The 16854-nt window shown below is 47.9% G+C and carries 17 protein-coding genes and 5 tRNA genes; 21 read left to right on the top strand and 1 reads right to left on the bottom strand.

Annotated elements, in window-relative coordinates; genetic code table 11:
- Window positions 1-265: 265 nt before the first annotated feature.
- The 20 genes from ACESOH_RS08345 (at window position 266) to recC (ending at window position 14763) form a co-directional block, all read left to right on the top strand.
- Entirely contained in the window at window positions 266-1831 is a 1566-nt protein-coding gene (locus ACESOH_RS08345; RefSeq protein ID WP_032093677.1) for a cytochrome ubiquinol oxidase subunit I, read from the top strand.
- 12 nt (window positions 1832-1843) lie between these two features.
- Window positions 1844-2980, top strand: a complete 1137-nt coding sequence (gene cydB, locus ACESOH_RS08340) for a cytochrome d ubiquinol oxidase subunit II (protein ID WP_032093678.1) — start codon at window positions 1844-1846, stop codon at window positions 2978-2980.
- An 11-nt stretch (window positions 2981-2991) separates the two neighbouring features.
- Window positions 2992-3090, top strand: coding sequence for a cytochrome bd oxidase small subunit, CydX/CbdX family (locus tag ACESOH_RS08335; RefSeq protein WP_098042115.1), 99 nt, complete (start codon window positions 2992-2994; stop codon window positions 3088-3090).
- 4 nt (window positions 3091-3094) lie between these two features.
- A complete protein-coding gene (gene ybgE / locus ACESOH_RS08330) occupies window positions 3095-3379 on the top strand; it encodes a cyd operon protein YbgE (RefSeq protein WP_373100703.1) in 285 nt (94 codons plus the stop codon).
- Between the two features lie 235 nt (window positions 3380-3614).
- Complete coding sequence (gene ybgC / locus ACESOH_RS08325; RefSeq protein WP_373100702.1) at window positions 3615-4016, top strand: tol-pal system-associated acyl-CoA thioesterase; 402 nt, start codon at window positions 3615-3617, stop codon at window positions 4014-4016.
- A gap of 33 nt (window positions 4017-4049) precedes the next feature.
- Window positions 4050-4739 (top strand): protein TolQ, encoded by a 690-nt coding sequence (gene tolQ / locus ACESOH_RS08320; RefSeq protein ID WP_032093681.1) that lies wholly within the window; start codon window positions 4050-4052, stop codon window positions 4737-4739.
- Between the two features lie 65 nt (window positions 4740-4804).
- Complete coding sequence (gene tolR / locus ACESOH_RS08315; protein ID WP_032093682.1) at window positions 4805-5227, top strand: colicin uptake protein TolR; 423 nt, start codon at window positions 4805-4807, stop codon at window positions 5225-5227.
- A gap of 16 nt (window positions 5228-5243) precedes the next feature.
- Window positions 5244-6434 (top strand): cell envelope integrity protein TolA, encoded by a 1191-nt coding sequence (gene tolA, locus ACESOH_RS08310; RefSeq protein ID WP_373100701.1) that lies wholly within the window; start codon window positions 5244-5246, stop codon window positions 6432-6434.
- 56 nt (window positions 6435-6490) lie between these two features.
- A complete protein-coding gene (gene tolB / locus ACESOH_RS08305; RefSeq protein WP_444335312.1) occupies window positions 6491-7777 on the top strand; it encodes a Tol-Pal system beta propeller repeat protein TolB in 1287 nt (428 codons plus the stop codon).
- Window positions 7778-7788: 11 nt separating this feature from the next.
- Window positions 7789-8259 (top strand): peptidoglycan-associated lipoprotein Pal, encoded by a 471-nt coding sequence (gene pal / locus ACESOH_RS08300; protein WP_032093685.1) that lies wholly within the window; start codon window positions 7789-7791, stop codon window positions 8257-8259.
- 189 nt (window positions 8260-8448) lie between these two features.
- Window positions 8449-8524, top strand: a tRNA-Lys gene (locus ACESOH_RS08295).
- 31 nt (window positions 8525-8555) lie between these two features.
- Window positions 8556-8631 (top strand) — tRNA-Lys (locus ACESOH_RS08290).
- 31 nt (window positions 8632-8662) lie between these two features.
- Window positions 8663-8738, top strand: a tRNA-Lys gene (locus ACESOH_RS08285).
- A 31-nt stretch (window positions 8739-8769) separates the two neighbouring features.
- A tRNA-Lys gene (locus ACESOH_RS08280) sits at window positions 8770-8845 on the top strand.
- 32 nt (window positions 8846-8877) lie between these two features.
- Window positions 8878-8952, top strand: a tRNA-Lys gene (locus tag ACESOH_RS08275).
- Between the two features lie 177 nt (window positions 8953-9129).
- Window positions 9130-9654, top strand: a complete 525-nt coding sequence (locus tag ACESOH_RS08270; RefSeq protein ID WP_373100699.1) for a prepilin-type N-terminal cleavage/methylation domain-containing protein — start codon at window positions 9130-9132, stop codon at window positions 9652-9654.
- Between the two features lie 3 nt (window positions 9655-9657).
- Window positions 9658-10377: a hypothetical protein gene (locus ACESOH_RS08265; protein ID WP_373100698.1), complete on the top strand. Its 720-nt coding sequence runs from the start codon at window positions 9658-9660 to the stop codon at window positions 10375-10377.
- On the top strand, window positions 10377-11054 hold the full coding sequence (locus ACESOH_RS08260) for a DUF2572 family protein (RefSeq protein ID WP_373100697.1): 678 nt from the start codon (window positions 10377-10379) through the stop codon (window positions 11052-11054). The genes ACESOH_RS08265 and ACESOH_RS08260 overlap by 1 nt, the downstream gene beginning before the upstream one ends.
- Window positions 11035-11340, top strand: coding sequence for a DUF5374 domain-containing protein (locus ACESOH_RS08255; protein ID WP_373100696.1), 306 nt, complete (start codon window positions 11035-11037; stop codon window positions 11338-11340). The genes ACESOH_RS08260 and ACESOH_RS08255 overlap by 20 nt, the downstream gene beginning before the upstream one ends.
- 12 nt (window positions 11341-11352) lie before the next feature.
- Window positions 11353-14763: an exodeoxyribonuclease V subunit gamma gene (gene recC, locus ACESOH_RS08250; RefSeq protein WP_373100695.1), complete on the top strand. Its 3411-nt coding sequence runs from the start codon at window positions 11353-11355 to the stop codon at window positions 14761-14763.
- Window positions 14764-14805: 42 nt separating this feature from the next.
- On the opposite strand, the gene cysS is transcribed toward recC, so the two are convergent.
- A complete protein-coding gene (gene cysS / locus ACESOH_RS08245; RefSeq protein ID WP_373100694.1) occupies window positions 14806-16185 on the bottom strand; it encodes a cysteine--tRNA ligase in 1380 nt (459 codons plus the stop codon).
- A 127-nt stretch (window positions 16186-16312) separates the two neighbouring features.
- On the opposite strand from cysS, the gene ACESOH_RS08240 reads away from it, so the two are divergent.
- Window positions 16313-16825, top strand: coding sequence for a peptidylprolyl isomerase (locus tag ACESOH_RS08240; RefSeq protein ID WP_032093691.1), 513 nt, complete (start codon window positions 16313-16315; stop codon window positions 16823-16825).
- Window positions 16826-16854 lie beyond the last annotated feature (29 nt).

Below are 16854 nucleotides of genomic sequence, written 5' to 3'. Positions count from 1 at the left end.
ATTTTTGATTTAAATACAAAAATGTGATCAGTATTGCATTTTTACGGTTTTTTATCCTTATCTTTAGTAGTAGAATACATCCCTGTCTTGGGGTACCTATGAGAATAATTAATTACTGGCTGTAAAAATAGTGTGAATTTTATGTTGTAGTAATAATTATAAAGGTAATTCAATGGAGCTTGCTTAGGGAACATTCTTTTAAGCGTATGGGGTGATTACATGGTAATCATTTGTGAAGAACTTGTAGCATTTACAAGGAGTTGAGATGTTAGACGTTGTTGAACTCTCTAGATTGCAGTTTGCATTAACTGCGTTATATCACTTTTTGTTTGTGCCGTTAACGCTGGGATTATCCTTTATTCTGGTGATAATGGAAACGCTTTATGTAGCGACAGGCAAAGAAGTGTATAAAGATATGACAAAATTCTGGGGTAAGTTATTTGGTATTAACTTTGCTCTGGGGGTGACCACTGGTATTACAATGGAATTCCAGTTCGGTACCAACTGGTCATATTATTCTCATTATGTCGGTGATATCTTCGGCGCACCGCTGGCGATTGAAGCATTGTTAGCATTTTTCTTAGAGTCAACTTTCGTCGGGTTGTTCTTCTTTGGCTGGGATCGTTTATCAAAAGGCAAACATTTGTTAACGACATATTGTGTGGCTTTCGGTTCAAACTTATCCGCAATGTGGATTTTAGTTGCGAACGGCTGGATGCAAAATCCGATCGGTTCTGAGTTTAACTTTGAAACCATGCGTATGGAAATGACCAGCTTTATGGAGTTGTGGTTAAATCCGGTGGCACAAAGTAAATTCTTACACACCTTATCGGCCGGTTATGTATCCGGTGCGTTCTTCGTATTGGGGATCAGCGCATACTATATTTTAAAAGGACGCGATATCGGCTTTGCCAAACGTTCTTTTTCTGTCGCTTCCGTCTTCGGCATCATCTCGGTTATTTCTGTGCTGATCATGGGTGATGAGTCCGGTTATGAAATCGGTCAGACTCAGCCGGTGAAACTGGCGGCGATGGAAGGCGAATGGCATACTCAGCCGGCGCCTGCGGCATGGAACATGCTGGTTATTCCAAACCAAGCGGAACGGAAAAACGATTTCGCCATTCAGATTCCTTATGCGGCGGGGTTAATTGTCACCCGTTCTATAGATAAACAGTTCGCAGGTTTAGTTGATTTACAAGCCCGCAATGAAGAGCGTGTACGCAACGGAATGATGGCTTACGGCTTATTACAGCAGTTAAAAGCGGAGAAAAAAGCGCAAGGTCAGGTCAGCGAAGCTTCAAAAGCACAGTTTAGTGCGGTTAAAAATGATCTCGGTTTCGGTTTATTGCTTAAACGCTATACGGACAATGTTGTTGATGCTACCGACGAGCAAATCAAAGCGGCCGCAGCCGATACCATTCCGAACGTCGGGCCGACTTTCTGGTCATTCCGTGTCATGATGGCTGCCGGCGGTTTGATTTTACTCCTGATGCTTGCGGCATTCGTACAAAATGTGCGTAAAACCGTGGGACGCAGTCCGCTGTTACTGAAAGCGTTATTATGGGGGATGCCGTTGCCGTGGATTGCGATTGAAAGCGGTTGGTTCTTGGCGGAATATGGCCGTCAGCCATGGGCGATTTATGACGTGTTGCCGGTCGGCGTGGCCGCATCGCATTTAACGACGGGCGATCTGTGGTTCTCTATCGGCTTAATTTGTGCCTTGTACACCGTATTCCTTGTCGTCGAAATGTACTTAATGTTCAAATATGGTCGCCTTGGCCCAAGTTCGTTAAAAACCGGCCGTTACTATTTTGAACAATCATCTAAATAAGCAGGAGCGCATATGATTGATTATGAATTTCTACGTTTTGTTTGGTGGATTTTAGTCGGTGTATTGCTTATTGGATTTGCAGTAACTGATGGATTTGATATGGGCGTCATCACTTTATTGCCTTTTGCGGGTAAAAAAGAAGTGGAAAAACGCATTATGATCAACTCGATTGCACCACACTGGGACGGTAACCAAGTCTGGTTATTAACCGCCGGCGGCGCAATGTTTGCAGCCTGGCCGATCGTCTATGCCACCTCTTTTTCCGGGTTCTATATTGCGATGATTCTGGTGCTTGCCGCCTTATTCTTCCGCCCGGTCGGCTTTGAATACCGTGCAAAAATCAACAATCCGACATGGCGTAAGGCATGGGATTGGGGTTTATTCTTAGGCGGTTTTGTGCCGTCGTTGGTATTCGGCGTGGCATTCGGTAATTTATTACAGGGCGTACCCTTTGAATTCAACGACTTAATGCAGGTGACTTACACCGGTTCCTTCTTTGCGTTATTAAATCCGTTCGCTTTGCTTTGCGGCGTGATTAGCTTAGCTATGTTAACGACACATGGCGGCGCATGGTTACAGATGAAAACCACATCTGAATTGCGTGAGCGCGCCCGTGTGGTGACACAGGTCGGCGCATTCGCCACCTTAATCACATTCGTGCTGGCGGGGATTTGGCTGTATTTCAAAGACGGTTTTGTGGTGACCAGCGTGCTTGATCACAACGCACCGTCTTCACCGCTCGGCAAAGAAGTCATCACTCAGACCGGAGCATGGTTCGATAATTATAAAGCCGCACCGATACTGTTTATCTTCCCGGCATTGGCTATAGGCGGCGCATTGCTGAATATTCTGGCTTCGAAGGCTAATCGTTGCGGACTGGCATTCCTGTTCTCATCATTAACTATGGCCGGTATTATTCTGACCTGCGGTATTTCAATGTTCCCGTTCGTGATGCCGTCAATCACACATCCTGAAATGAGTTTACTGATGTGGGATGCGACTTCAAGCGAATTGACGCTGACGCTGATGCTCGGCTTGGCACTGGTGTTCGTGGTGATTTTACTGGCTTATACGATTTGGGCATATATGAAGATGTTCGGTCGTCTTGACAGTGATTTCATTGAAGAAAACAAAAACTCATTATACTAAGGAGATAAATTATGTTTTATGTTTTGTGGGTAGTGGGTGTTTTGTTCGCCGTTATGATCAGTGCCGTGATTACGATCGGTATTGAAAAAACAGGTAAATTTGACGAGTAAGTCAATGATCAATGCACTGTATCAACAGCTAAATAAGGGCTCCTGGCGAGCCCTTTCCTTTATACTTGCGGTGATAGTTACGCTATTCTTTTTCTTTAATATCAATGAGTTTGCCTCTCAGCTGAGAGTGGCGTCACCGTTTTGGGTCATGGCGTTAATCTGGACAACCATGATTTTATGGATTCACGGCATCGGATTTGAAATCCGTTCCGTGGTATGGAAATGCGTGTTTTTCCCGCTGTGCGGCTATGTAATCGCACTGATTGCGCTGTTTAATAACCTGATATAATCTCTCAGAGCGGGTGATATTGCCCGCTCTTTCATTTTCATTTGCCGCCCGCATCAGCGTGCCGAACATTTGGGTTTCAGCCGTCGGCCGATGATAAAAATTGTTTAATTTTTATAAAAAATAATTATTTCCGACCGCACTTTATCGCTTGCTAATCCGAGCCAGTCGCTCTAAAATACGCAAATTTTCTTCCTTATAAAAAATAGTGTTGATTATCTGAAGGTTGAATGCTGAAATGAAGATATTTTCGTTCCCGGTACGGGTGTACTACGAAGATACCGACGCCGGCGGCGTGGTGTATCATGCGCGTTATCTGCATTTTTTTGAACGCGCGCGGACGGAATATTTACGCGGGTTGAACTTCTCCCAGCAGACATTATTACATGAACGGAATATCGCATTTGTGGTCAAATCAATGCAGATTGATTATTGTTTGCCGGCAAGGCTGGATGATTTGCTGAGGGTGGACACCGATGTCACCGAGGTGAAAGGTGCGACGATTTTGTTTACACAATTATTAAGAAGAGAGGATGTGATTTTATGCAAAGCCACGGTAAAAGTGGCTTGTGTTGATCTGGGTAAAATGAAACCGACGGCTATTCCTGTTGAGATCAAGTCTGCGTTTCGGATTCACTGACGTTTAGGTATATTAATTTCTCGGAGTTATCTAATGACTACTGAATTGAACTTTTTAGAACTGTTTCTAAAAGCAAGTATTGTTGTTCAAATTGTAATTTTAATTTTAGTCTCGTTTTCAATTGCCTCTTGGGCGATCATTATTCAGCGCAGCCGTGTATTGACCAAGGCGCTGAAAGAATCCTCCGCCTTTGAAGACCGTTTCTGGTCGGGTGAAGATCTGCACAAACTGTATGAAGGATTATCCAACCGCCGTGACGGTTTATCCGGCAGCGAACAGATTTTTTATGTCGGTTTTAAAGAATTCTCCCGCTTAAAACAGGCGAATCCCGATTCGCCGGAATCCATTATTCAGGGCAGTTCGCGCGCAATGAATCTGGCGATGAACCGCGAAGTGGAAGATTTGGAAACCCGCGTTCCGTTTTTGGCCACCGTCGCCTCAATCAGCCCGTATATCGGTCTGTTCGGTACGGTATGGGGGATTATGCATGCGTTTATGGGCTTAAGTGGCGCCAAGCAGGCAACCCTGCAAATGGTCGCCCCGGGGATTGCCGAAGCGCTGATTGCCACCGCAATCGGTTTGTTCGCCGCCATTCCGGCAGTGATGGCCTATAACCGCCTGAGTTTACGCGTTAATAAGCTCGAACAGAATTACGGTAATTTCATTGATGAATTTACCACCATTTTGCATCGTCAGGTGTTCGGTCGGAATCACCACAATTAATTCAGGTTCCATGTTGACCGCGCCAAAGTGCGGTCGGTTTTAGAAACGTTTTTTTAGAGGCAATTATGTCTTATCGTCGCAGACGTCGCGATATTAAATCCGAAATTAATATCGTGCCTTTTTTAGATGTATTATTAGTTCTGGTGCTGATTTTTATGGCAACCGCGCCGATTATCAGCCAGAGCGTACAGGTTGAACTGCCGGATGCCGTTGACAGTCAGAACGTATCGAATGAAGATAAAGTGCCGGTGATTCTGGAAGTATCGGGAATTGGTCAATATACGCTTTCCGTGGGCGGAGAGCGCAGTGAGGGGCTGACGGAAGAAATGGTCACTCAACTGACTAAACAGGAATATGACAAAGATAACAACACGATGTTTTTAGTGGGCGGGGCGAAAGATGTGCCTTATGAGGAAGTCATCAAAGCGCTGAACCTGCTTCATCTTGCAGGCATTAAATCCGTCGGATTAATGACTAACCCGATTTAACTAAGTAGGTATAATTGTGCGCAATAATCGACAGAATAAAGGTATCGATGCAGTTATCGTTTCTATCATACTGCACATTATCTTGTTTGGTTTGTTGATATTAGGTTCTTTCTATCACAATGTCGAGATTATGGGCGGCGGCGAAGGTGAGGGCGAGGTAATCGGCGCCGTTATGGTGGATACCGGATCCGCCGCGCAGGAGTGGGGGCGCTTGCAGCAACAGAAAAAAGGCGATACGGATAAAGCGAAACAACCGGAACCCATAGACGAACAACAGGATAAGCAGAAACAGCTTGAAGAACAACAGCGCCAACAGGAACTGGAGCGCCAAAAACAGCTGGAGTATCAGAAACAGCAAGCGCTGCAAAAAGAGCAGGAACGCCAGAAACAGCTTGCCGAACAACAGAAAAAACAGCAGGAAGAAAAAGCCAGATTAGAGGCGCTGCAAAAGCAGAAAGATGCTGAAGAAGCCAAAGCAAAACAAGCGGCTGAAGCGGCGAAACTGAAAGCTGAGGCGGAAGCCAAACGGTTGGCGGCTGCGGCAAAACAAGCGGAAGAAGAAGCTAAAGCCAAAGCGGCGGCGGAAGCGGCGCAGAAAGCTGAAGCGGAGGCAAAAGCGAAAGCGGAAAAAGCCGCCAAAGCAAAAGCGGAAGCCGAAGCGAAGGCAAAAGCCAAAGCTGATGCACAAGCCAAGGCAAAAGCCGAAGCAGACGCCAAAGCGGCGGCTAAGGCGAAAGCGGATGCCGAAGCAAAAGCGAAGGCCGAGGCCAAGGCGAAAGCCGATGCGGCCACTGCAAAACGCCACTCTGAGCAGGCCGCATTGGATGATTTCCTGAACGGCGGCGATATCGGCGGCGGCAGTGCCTCGGTGGGCGGTAATGCCAACCGGCAGGGCAGTCAGGGGCGCGGTGCCGGATTAGGCAGCGGCGACGGCGGTAAAGTCGGTGATCAGTATGCCGGTGTGATTAAAAAAGAAATTCAGCGTCGTTTCTTAAAAGATCCGGGATTTGCCGGTAAAGTTTGCCGGATTAAAATCCAGCTGGAGCGCGACGGCACGATTTCCGGTTATCAGAAAGTCTCCGGGCCGGATGATATCTGCACTGCGGCATTAAGTGCGGTGGCCAGAACCAAAAAAGTGCCGGCGGCGCCGTCCGATGCGATCTATAGTAAATATAAAGCCCCGATTATTGATTTTGATATTAAATAACTGGTATGGTTTTAGGAAAGTAAGTTTAACCTGAGGAAAACGACATGAAACGTATAATGAGTTTATTGGCAATGCTGTTTCTGTTATTGGCGAATCCAGCGTTTGCCGATGATGAAGTCCGTATTGTGATTGATGAGGGCGTTGACAGTGCGCGTCCTATAGCCGTCGTTCCGTTTAAATGGAACGGTTCCGGCTCCGCACCGGCAGATATTGCCGATATTATTTCTGCGGATTTACGCAACAGCGGTAAATTTAATCCCATTCCGGTAAGCCGCATGCCGCAGCAACCGAGTGCGGCCTCCGAAGTGACGCCGGAGGCGTGGTCATCTTTAGGTATTGATGCCATTGTCGTCGGTCAGGTAACCCCGAACGGAAACGGTTATAGCATTGCTTATCAGCTGGTCGATACCATCGGCGCATCGGGAACGGCAGGAACCGTGTTAAGTCAGAACCAGTATGCCGTGCCGGCTAATGCGATCCGATTAGGGGCGCATACGGTCAGTGATGAAGTGTTCGAAAAACTCACCGCGATTCGCGGCGCATTCAGAACCAAGATCGCTTATGTCGTGCAGAAAAACGGCGGTTCTCAGCCTTATCAGGTACGCGTGGCGGACTATGACGGACATAATCAGTTTATCGTAACGCAAAGTTCCCAGCCGTTGATGTCACCGGCATGGTCGCCGGACGGCAGCAAACTGGCTTATGTCTCATTCGAAAAGAAAAAAGCGCAGCTGGTGGTGCATGATCTGCGTTCCGGCGCACGCAAAGTGGCGGCTTCTTTTGAAGGACATAACGGCGCACCGGCATTTTCGCCGGACGGTTCAAGACTGGCGTTTGCCTCTTCTAAAGACGGCGTATTAAATATTTATGTGATGAATTTAGGCAGTGGACAGGTTTCTCAGTTGACGAGCGGTGCCGGTAATAATACCGAGCCGGGCTGGTCTCCGGACGGACAGTCAATCGTGTTCACTTCCGACAGAAGCGGATCGCCGCAGGTTTACCGTATGAGTGCGTCAGGTGGTGGCGCTTCATTGGTCAGCTCGGGCGGCCGCAGTTATAGCGGGCAAATTTCCGCCGACGGTAGTACGTTAATTATGATTTCAGGTGATCATATTGTGAAAAAAGACTTAGCGACAGGCTCAACCGAGATGTTAAGTTCTACTTTTCTGGATGAAAGTCCGAGCATTTCGCCGAACGGAATTATGATTATTTATAGCTCTACACAAGGCTTAGGAAAGGTGCTACAATTGGTTTCTGCTGACGGTCGATTCAAAGCCCGTCTACCAGGAAGTGATGGACAAGTTAAATTTCCAGCTTGGTCACCATATTTGAGTAAAAACTAGGAGAAAAGTTAATGAAAAACTTTGCAAAATTATTAGTAGTAGCTGGCTCTGTAGCAGTATTAGCAGCTTGTAGTTCATCAAAAAATGAAAGCGCAGGCGCTGGCGCTGATGCAAATGCTCAAACATTCGGCGGTTACTCCGTTCAGGATTTACAGCAACGTTACAACACCGTTTATTTCGGTTTCGATAAATACAACATCGAAGGCGAATACGAACAAATCTTGGATGCTCACGCTGCATACTTAAATGCAACTCCTGCATCTAAAGTGTTAGTTGAAGGTAATACTGACGAACGCGGTACACCGGAATACAACATTGCATTAGGTCAACGTCGTGCAGATGCTGTTAAAAACTTCTTATCAGCTAAAGGTGTTCAAGCTGGTCAGGTTTCAACAGTTTCTTACGGTGAAGAAAAACCGGCTGAGTTAGGTCATGACGAAGCGGCTTATGCGAAAAACCGTCGTGCAGTGTTAGCATACTAATTTTTACGCATTCCTTTTTTAGTATGAAAACCGGGTCCGAACCGACCCGGTTTTTATATGCGCAAAAATCGCCGGTTTCTTAGAATATATGGTGAGTATTCATTCAAACGAATAAAAAATTAAAGATTTTTATTGATTATTAAAATAAAACCAGTATTATAAGCCTCCGTTACGCGATGATATGTTCGTGGGTCGTTAGCTCAGTCGGTAGAGCAGCGGACTTTTAATCCGTTGGTCGAAGGTTCGAATCCTTCACGACCCACCACTTCAACGTAACACTCCTTAAATATATTTACGGGTCGTTAGCTCAGTCGGTAGAGCAGCGGACTTTTAATCCGTTGGTCGAAGGTTCGAATCCTTCACGACCCACCAATTAACGGTAGTATTCCTTAAATATGTTTGCGGGTCGTTAGCTCAGTCGGTAGAGCAGCGGACTTTTAATCCGTTGGTCGAAGGTTCGAATCCTTCACGACCCACCAATTAACGGTAGTATTCCTTAAATATGTTTGCGGGTCGTTAGCTCAGTCGGTAGAGCAGCGGACTTTTAATCCGTTGGTCGAAGGTTCGAATCCTTCACGACCCACCACTTTAACATAACATTCCCTGAAATATATTTACGGGTCGTTAGCTTAGTGGTAGAGCAGCGGACTCTTAATCCGTTGGTCGAAGGTTCGAATCCTTCACGACCCACCAACTTTCCTGCTTATATTGTTAGCTAAAACTATTTTTTGTTTCTAATCTTTTTCTATCCAATTTTTTTATTTTTGCGATCTGCATTCCGGAAATGTGTTGATTTTATCGTCAAAGGATGTTTTCGCCGTTAAAGTGCGGTCTTAAAACACTGGGTTTTTGAAGAGGAAAAACAACCCCATGGCGAAAGGCTTTACGTTATTGGAAATGTTGACCGTATTGCTGATTATCAGCAGCATGATGTTATTGGCCTTGCCTGTCTGGCAGCAAGGCAGCGATCAGGCGATATTGGAAAAAGAACAGCGTAAACTGTATTTGTTTTTGCGCTATATTCAGGCTCGGGTTGAAAATTCCAATGAGATTTGGCTGCTGATTGCCAATCGGGATCAGTTGCAACATCGTTGGTGTATCACTGCGCAGATTAAAAACGAACAGATTTGCGATTGTTTCTCACCACAGAGCTGTTCGTCACAGCTTTCGGCTCAATTTTATTATCCGTCTTATGCCGGTAAAACCATGTTGATCAGCAAATCCTATTACCCGAAAGAAATCACCCGTTTAAACGGCATTCGTAATACTATCTCAACCGCCTGTATGGTGCTGCAGGCCGGAGAGCGCCGAACCCTATTTTCGTTTTTTAATATTGGCAGCCTGAAGCTGAAAAACAATCAGGCTCTCAGCGCCTGTGTGAATGATGAGACATAAAATATGGCATGTTTATATCGCGGACATAGCCTGACGGGGCTGATATTGTCCCTTTCGCTGTCTTCATTGCTACTGCTGGTGATTATTCAGTTTTACGCGCAAACCCGGCGGCAAAATCAGGAGGTTTTATTACACCTGCATTTGCAAAGCGAATTGCAGCGTGCGGTGCAGCTTATCGGCAAAGATTTGCGCCGCGCCGGATTCCGCGCCGTATCGGAAAAATTAGTGCGCAATAATCTGACGTTATTCGAGCAGGATGAGCGCGGCCGCAGTGTCGTCATTGCGCAGGCAGACGGCGAAAGGCAAAACAGTTGTATCCTGTTTTTCTATGATTTGGATGCGACGGGCTGTATCGGCAGCAGTTATAAATCCGGCCTTTGTATGGCAGAGGGGCGAAACAGCGCCCGCGAAATTGAACGCGAACTGTTCGGTTATCGTCTGCACGATAAAATGCTGGAAACCCGTCTGACCTATAAAAATACGGTACAGCAAGATTGCGGTCAGGCGCAGTGCCGCAGTTATATACAACAGCCTGCCTGTAACAGCGGCGGTTGGGTGGATCTGCTGGACGATACCGAAATTGAGATTACCCATTTGTGGTTTAACTGGCTGATTGCCGGGAAAGCGGTGGAAGTGCAGCTGACGGGAAGGTTAAAGCAGCGGCCGACGATTCATTATGCAACCGGCATTATCGTGCCGCTTATTAATCAGGAGGCGGACTAATGCCGTATCGCGGCATCATGACATTAACGCTGCTGATGCTGCTTAGCGCGTTTTTGGTGATGTTTATGCTATTTGATGATGAGATGTTACGGCTGCATTCCGCGTTATTGGCGCAGCGTAAGATTTATGTGCAGGAACATATTGCCTTGCAGCATATCGCTCATCAGCAGGCACATGCCGAATGCTACAATCTGCCGTTGGACAACGATGATAAAACCCGGCGTATCCGCTTTGAAAATCCGGCAAAAAACGACCGCACTTTTCATTTTGTCTGGTGTGAGCGGCTGTCATTGTTTCAACAAGCGCCAAAAAAGGCGCTGAATCCCGCCGCGTTCGGGCAATATCTCACAGAGAACCTGATCCCCTTATTTGCCGCCGAGCTCAGCCCGCCGCCGCAGTCCTTGCCGCGGGCAAACCAAGATGCGCTTTATTGGTTCGGCCCGCAGCAAACCGAATGGGCGCTGAACGGCAATATTAATGCGGTGATTGTTGCGCAGGGCGATCTCACTATTACGGGCAAAGGAAAAATCAGCGGTACGCTGATTACGGGCGGCAATTTCTATAAAGATGAACAGGTGCAGATTACCTATAATAAAACGACAGTGACTAATATCCTTAGACAATACAGCCGATGGCGGCTGGCGGAGAAAAGCTGGTATGATGTTGAACCTCAATAGTACGGTGAATTACAAGGGCATGAATTTGCTTTCGCTGTTAGTGACTTTAACCTTGTTTAGTGGTATTTTTCTGTCCGTTAATCAATGGATTGCCACGCAGCGCCAAAGTGCGGTAAATATTTATCAACGTTATCAGGCGATACAGATTGCAGAAAATCAGCGGCAACGGTTATTTTTAGGCCTAGCCTGCCAGCCACGCGTTGAGCAAAATCAGCTAACGTTCCGCATTAGTTGTTCGCCGGCGCAAGTGAGCGTGCGTTATCCTGCGGGCGAAATCGTGTTATAAAAAGGAACAGGCGTGTTTACCGTTTATTATTCCAATCAACTGGATATTCAGAAAGAGATTCTCATTCATTTAATGCAGCGACAGCCGTTAAATGATCCTTTGCAGGCGGAAACGATTCTGGTACAAAGTCCGGGGATGGCGCAATGGCTGCAATGGCAGATTGCGGAAAAACAGGGCATTGCCGCGAATTTACAGTTTCCGATGCCGGCAACCTTTATCTGGCGTCAATATGCGGAGAATTTGCCGGATGTCGCACCGCAAAGCCAGTTTGAAAAGGAAAGTATGACCTGGCGGCTGATGCGGTTGATTCCCGCCTATTTATCCCGCCCGGATTTTCAGCCGTTGCGCAATTATCTGGCCTCTTCCGCGCAGGCGGAGCAGCAAAAACTGTATCAGCTGGCACATAAGATTGCCGATTTATTCGACCAGTATTTAGTGTATCGTCCGGAGTGGATAACCGCATGGGAGCAGGGCGATGATCCAGCCGTCGGCAGACAGATCGCACAACAGCTCAAAGACGGTAATGCACCGTTATTTGCCCAAATCACCCGACATGTGCAGTGGCAGGGTACATTATGGCGCGCCTTGACGGACGAAATCAGCACGGAAAACGGTTCGGATCAACTCTGGCATCGCGCACGCTTACATCAGCGCTTTTTGACTTTATTAGCGCAGGGCGCACCGCAGAAACTGCCGGCACGGATTTTTGTGTTTGGAATTTCTGCGCTGCCGAAAACCTATCTGGATACGCTGCATGGGATCAGCGCCTATTGTGACGTGCATTTATTTTTTAATAACGGCTGTCGGGAATATTGGGGCGATATTATCGATCCGTCCTATTGGCAGAAATTACAAATGCGCCACCGCACCGCCTATGCGGATAAGCATACCCGGCCGCTGCTTTCGGCACAGCAGGCTTGCCTGCTGGCAAATCATGCCGTCGAATATACTTACGATAATGAGATCTTACAGATCGGCCATCCTTTGCTGTCTTCGTGGGGAAAACTGGGACGCGATTTTTTATATTTGCTCACCGAGTTGCAGTGCAATGAAATCAGTGCCTATGCGGAACCGGCGGAAACGAATCTGTTGGCGCAGATTCAGGCGCGTATCCTGAATTTAGAGCCGAACGGAGGGCAGCCGTTGCATTATTCGGCGCAGGATCATTCTCTGAGTTTTCATGCCTGTTACAGCGCCATGCGGGAAGTGGAGGCGTTGCATGATTATTTGCTGCATCTGTTTATGCAGGATGCAAGCCTTACGCCGAAGGATATTGTGGTGATGGTGGCCGATATTGATCACTATACGCCGTATATCCGCGCCGTGTTCGGTCAGGAAGCGGATTATATCCCTTTTTCCATTTCCGATAATAAGTTAGCAGAAAACGATGTGTTAGTGTCCGGTTTTATCAGTCTGCTGAATGTCAAAGAAAGCCAGTTCGGTGCGGAAGAAGTGCTGGCTTTGCTGGATATTCCCGCCGTGCGTGCGCGTTTTCACATTGAAACGGAGGATTTGGCGCTGATCCATCATTGGGTGGCCGAAGCGGGCATTCGTTTCGGTCTGGATAAATATACGGATAGTGCGCAGCATAACTACAACGCTTGGCTGGCCGGGCTGGAGCGCATGCTGCTCGGTTATGCCATGCGGGAAGAAAACGGTATCTGGCAGGATAGTCTGGGGCTGGATAATTGCTATGGGCTGAACGGGCGGCTGGCGGGTTATCTGGCGGAGTTTATCGACAGTTTGTACCAATGGAGGCAGGTGCTGGCGGAAACGCATCATGTCTTACAATGGCATCAGCATTTGCTGGCGCTGACCGACGCATTTTTTGCCGCAGACGAGCAAAATGGCGAAACGCTATGGTATCTGAAAGAACGTATTCAGCACTTCACCGAACAGCTGCAGGCGGCAAAATTTGATGATCCGCTCGGTGCCGACGTGGTTGCCGAGGTGCTGAGCGGGTATTTGCAGGACAGTCCGAACAGCCTTAGATTTCTGGGCGGAAAGGTTAATTTCTGTACCCTGTTGCCGATGCGTTCCATTCCGTTTAAGGTGGTGTGTCTGCTCGGTATGAACGAGGGGGATTATCCGCGCCAGCATGCGCCGAACAGTTTTGATTTAATGCAGTATCATCATCAGAAAGGTGATCGTTTCCGCCGGGATGATGATCGTTACCTGTTTTTAGAAGCGTTATTATCGGCGCAGCGTTATCTTTATATCAGCTATGTCGGGCGTTCGGTGGTGGACGATCAACCGAAAGAGCCCTCCGTACTGGTCAGCCAGTTATTGGATTATGTGACGGAAAACCTGACTGCTGAAGCTCCTGAGACGGCGGAGAAAACCCCGCAGGCGTGGCGCGCATTGCTGGTAAAACAACACAGTATGACCGCTTTCAGCGAACAAAACTTTCGCGGTAACGACCGCACTTTTGCGCGCAAATGGTTGCCGTTGGCAAAACGCCCGCCGCATGCCGATATCCCGGATTTTATTCAGCCGCTGGCGCCGGAGCCGGTGAGTGAAATCGCCTTGCCCGATCTGATCGCATTTGTCCGCCATCCGCTGAAATTTTTTCTGCAACAACGGTTGGGGGTGAGTTTCGAGTATGACAATCCGTTGATTGCGGACAGTGAAAATTTCAGCCTGAATAATCTGGATCAGTATTATATCAATGAGCAATTGCTTTATTGCGATGAAGCGGCGCAAGAGGCGTTTTTTGCCGCGCTGATGATCAAAGGCATCATGCCGCGCGGCAGTTTTGCGCAGGTGTATGAAAAACAACTGCAACGGGATATTCGGGAGCTAAAAGACAGTGTGGCCGATTACCTGACGCGCGATTATCACAGCCAATCGGTAGAATTGTATATTCACTGTCGGCACGGAAATGTCCGTTTATACGGCGATTTGGATCATTTATACGCACAGCAAAACGGCATGCTGCAACGCGTGCGCTGGCGGGTCGGTAGTGCGATCAGAGATCAGGATGTAATCGAAAACTGGATTTATTATCTGCTGCAATGTGCGGTGCAGGATAATGCGGCGCCGGCGGTTTATTACGCTAAAAAAGAAAAGGTGACCTTCAAAACAGTGGAAAAAACCACCGCACTTGAGCAATTGACCGTCTATGTGGAAGATTATCTGCGCGGTCAATGCCAACCGCTGCCGGTGATAACGACTGCGATTAACAGTTATCTGAATATATTGCGCATCGATAAAACCAGCGCGTTTAAAGCGGAAAGTGCGGTGGATCTAGAAGCCTGCGCCCAGAAACTGGACGGTCTTATCGCCGGCAGTGATTATGCGCCGCCGGATCGCTACTGGCAGCGGGTATTTGCCCGCACGCCGCCGGATGAGGCGCAGATTCGGGAAATGAACCGGCGCATGCAGGCATGGTTTGCGCTGATGACCGATAGCATGCAAAAATAGGCGAGAAAATGCAAACGGCACGAGAAGACGTGCCGTTTGAGGTTACTGTTTCCGCCAGACTGTGCCGTTCGGGCCGTCTTCCAGGATGATGCCCATCGCGCTCAGTTGGTTACGCGCCGCATCCGCCGCCGCCCAGTCTTTTATCGCGCGGGCGTCATTACGCTGTTTAATCAGCGCATCGATTTTCGCCACATCGTCGACATCAGAGCCGGATTGCAGAAAATGCTCAGGATCCTGTGTCAGCAGCCCCAGCACGTCGGCCAGTTCGCGCATACGGGCGGCCAGGCCGTCGGCTTGCGCCATATCGTGAGTTTTCAGTTTATTAATTTCACGCGCCATCTCAAATAAGACGGAAATGGCGTTCGGCGTGTTGAAATCGTCGTCCATAGCCTCTTTAAAGGCGGCGATAAAATTCTCACCGCCGCAGGCAACCGCGCTTCGGTCGGTGCCGCGCAGCGCCGTGTATAAGCGCTCCAGCGCACCATGGGCCAGATTCAGATTCTCTTCGCTGTAATTCAGCTGGCTGCGGTAATGGGCGGTTAACAGGAAGTAGCGCACGCTTTCCGCATCATAATGTTGCAGCACATCGCGAATGGTAAAGAAATTACCCAGCGATTTGGACATCTTTTCTTTGTCCACCATAATCATACCGGAATGGATCCAGTAATTGACGTACTTGCCGTCGTGCGCACAGCAGGATTGGGCGATTTCGTTTTCATGGTGCGGGAACATTAAATCCGAACCGCCGCCGTGAATATCGAAATGTGCGCCCAGCTGCTTGCAGTTCATCGCCGAACATTCAATATGCCAGCCCGGACGCCCCGCGCCCCACGGCGATTGCCAGCTCGGTTCGTGCGGTTTGGACATTTTCCATAACACGAAATCCATCGGATTTTTCTTGATTGCGGAAATTTCCACCCGCGCGCCGGCCTGTAGCTGGGATAGATCCTGACGGGACAGTCTGCCGTATTGGCGGAAACTTTCCACATCGAACATCACATCGCCGTTTTGCGCCACATAGGCATGCCCGCGGCGAATTAAGGTGTCCACCAGGTCAATAATTTCCGCAATATGATGAGTGGCGCGCGGCTCCGAATCCGGACGCAGAATATTCAGCGCATCAAAATCCCGATACATTTCGACCACCATACGATCCACCAATTGCTCGCAGGTTTCGTGGTTTTCCAGCGCGCGTTTGATGATTTTGTCATCCACATCGGTAATATTGCGCACATAAGTCAGGTGATAGCCCAGATAACGCAGGTAACGTGCGATCACATCGAAACAAACAAACGTGCGTCCGTGTCCGATATGACATAAATCATAAACGGTGACGCCGCACACATACATCCCCACATGGTTGTCGCGGATAGGTTTAAAAATTTCTTTTTCTCGGGTTAAGGTATTAAAAATTTTTAGCATTAGGTTGTTCTCGTGAAAATATCATAAAAATGCGGATAAAACCGACCGCACTTTAAGGCGTAATTTATAGCACTTATTGGCCTTTTATGGAATAATAAACCCCTTTATATTTGACAGGAATAAGAAAATGATTACATTACATACCAACTTCGGCAATATCCGCATTAAATTAAATCATGAAAAAGCCCCGTTGACCGCGGCGAATTTTGAAAATTACTGCAAAAAAGGGTTTTATAATAACACGATTTTTCACCGCGTAATTGACGGGTTTATGATTCAGGGCGGCGGTATGGAAGCGGGCATGCGCGAAAAAGCCACCGACGCGCCGATTCAAAACGAAGCGAGCAACGGTTTAAGCAACAAGCGCGGCACCATCGCCATGGCGCGCACTTCCGATCCGCATTCCGCCACCGCGCAGTTTTTTATTAATGTGGCGGATAATACCTTTTTAGATTACCGCGCCAAAGATATGTTCGGCAAAACCGTGGTGCAGGAATGGGGCTATGCGGTGTTCGGCGAAGTGGTTGACGGCATGGACGTAGTGGATAAAATTAAAGGCGTAAAAACCGGCAATCAGGGTTTCCACCAGGATGTACCGCAGGATGATGTGGTGATCGAATCCGTCACCCTGGAAGACTAATCGGTTCGGCGGGCTGAAAGCCCGCTTTT

Source organism: Necropsobacter rosorum (genome assembly GCF_964241405.1).
In the GTDB taxonomy this organism is placed as follows: domain Bacteria; phylum Pseudomonadota; class Gammaproteobacteria; order Enterobacterales; family Pasteurellaceae; genus Necropsobacter; species Necropsobacter rosorum.
The sequence above is the reverse complement of the archived record's forward strand: the minus strand, read 5'-3'. Positions and strand labels throughout refer to the sequence as shown.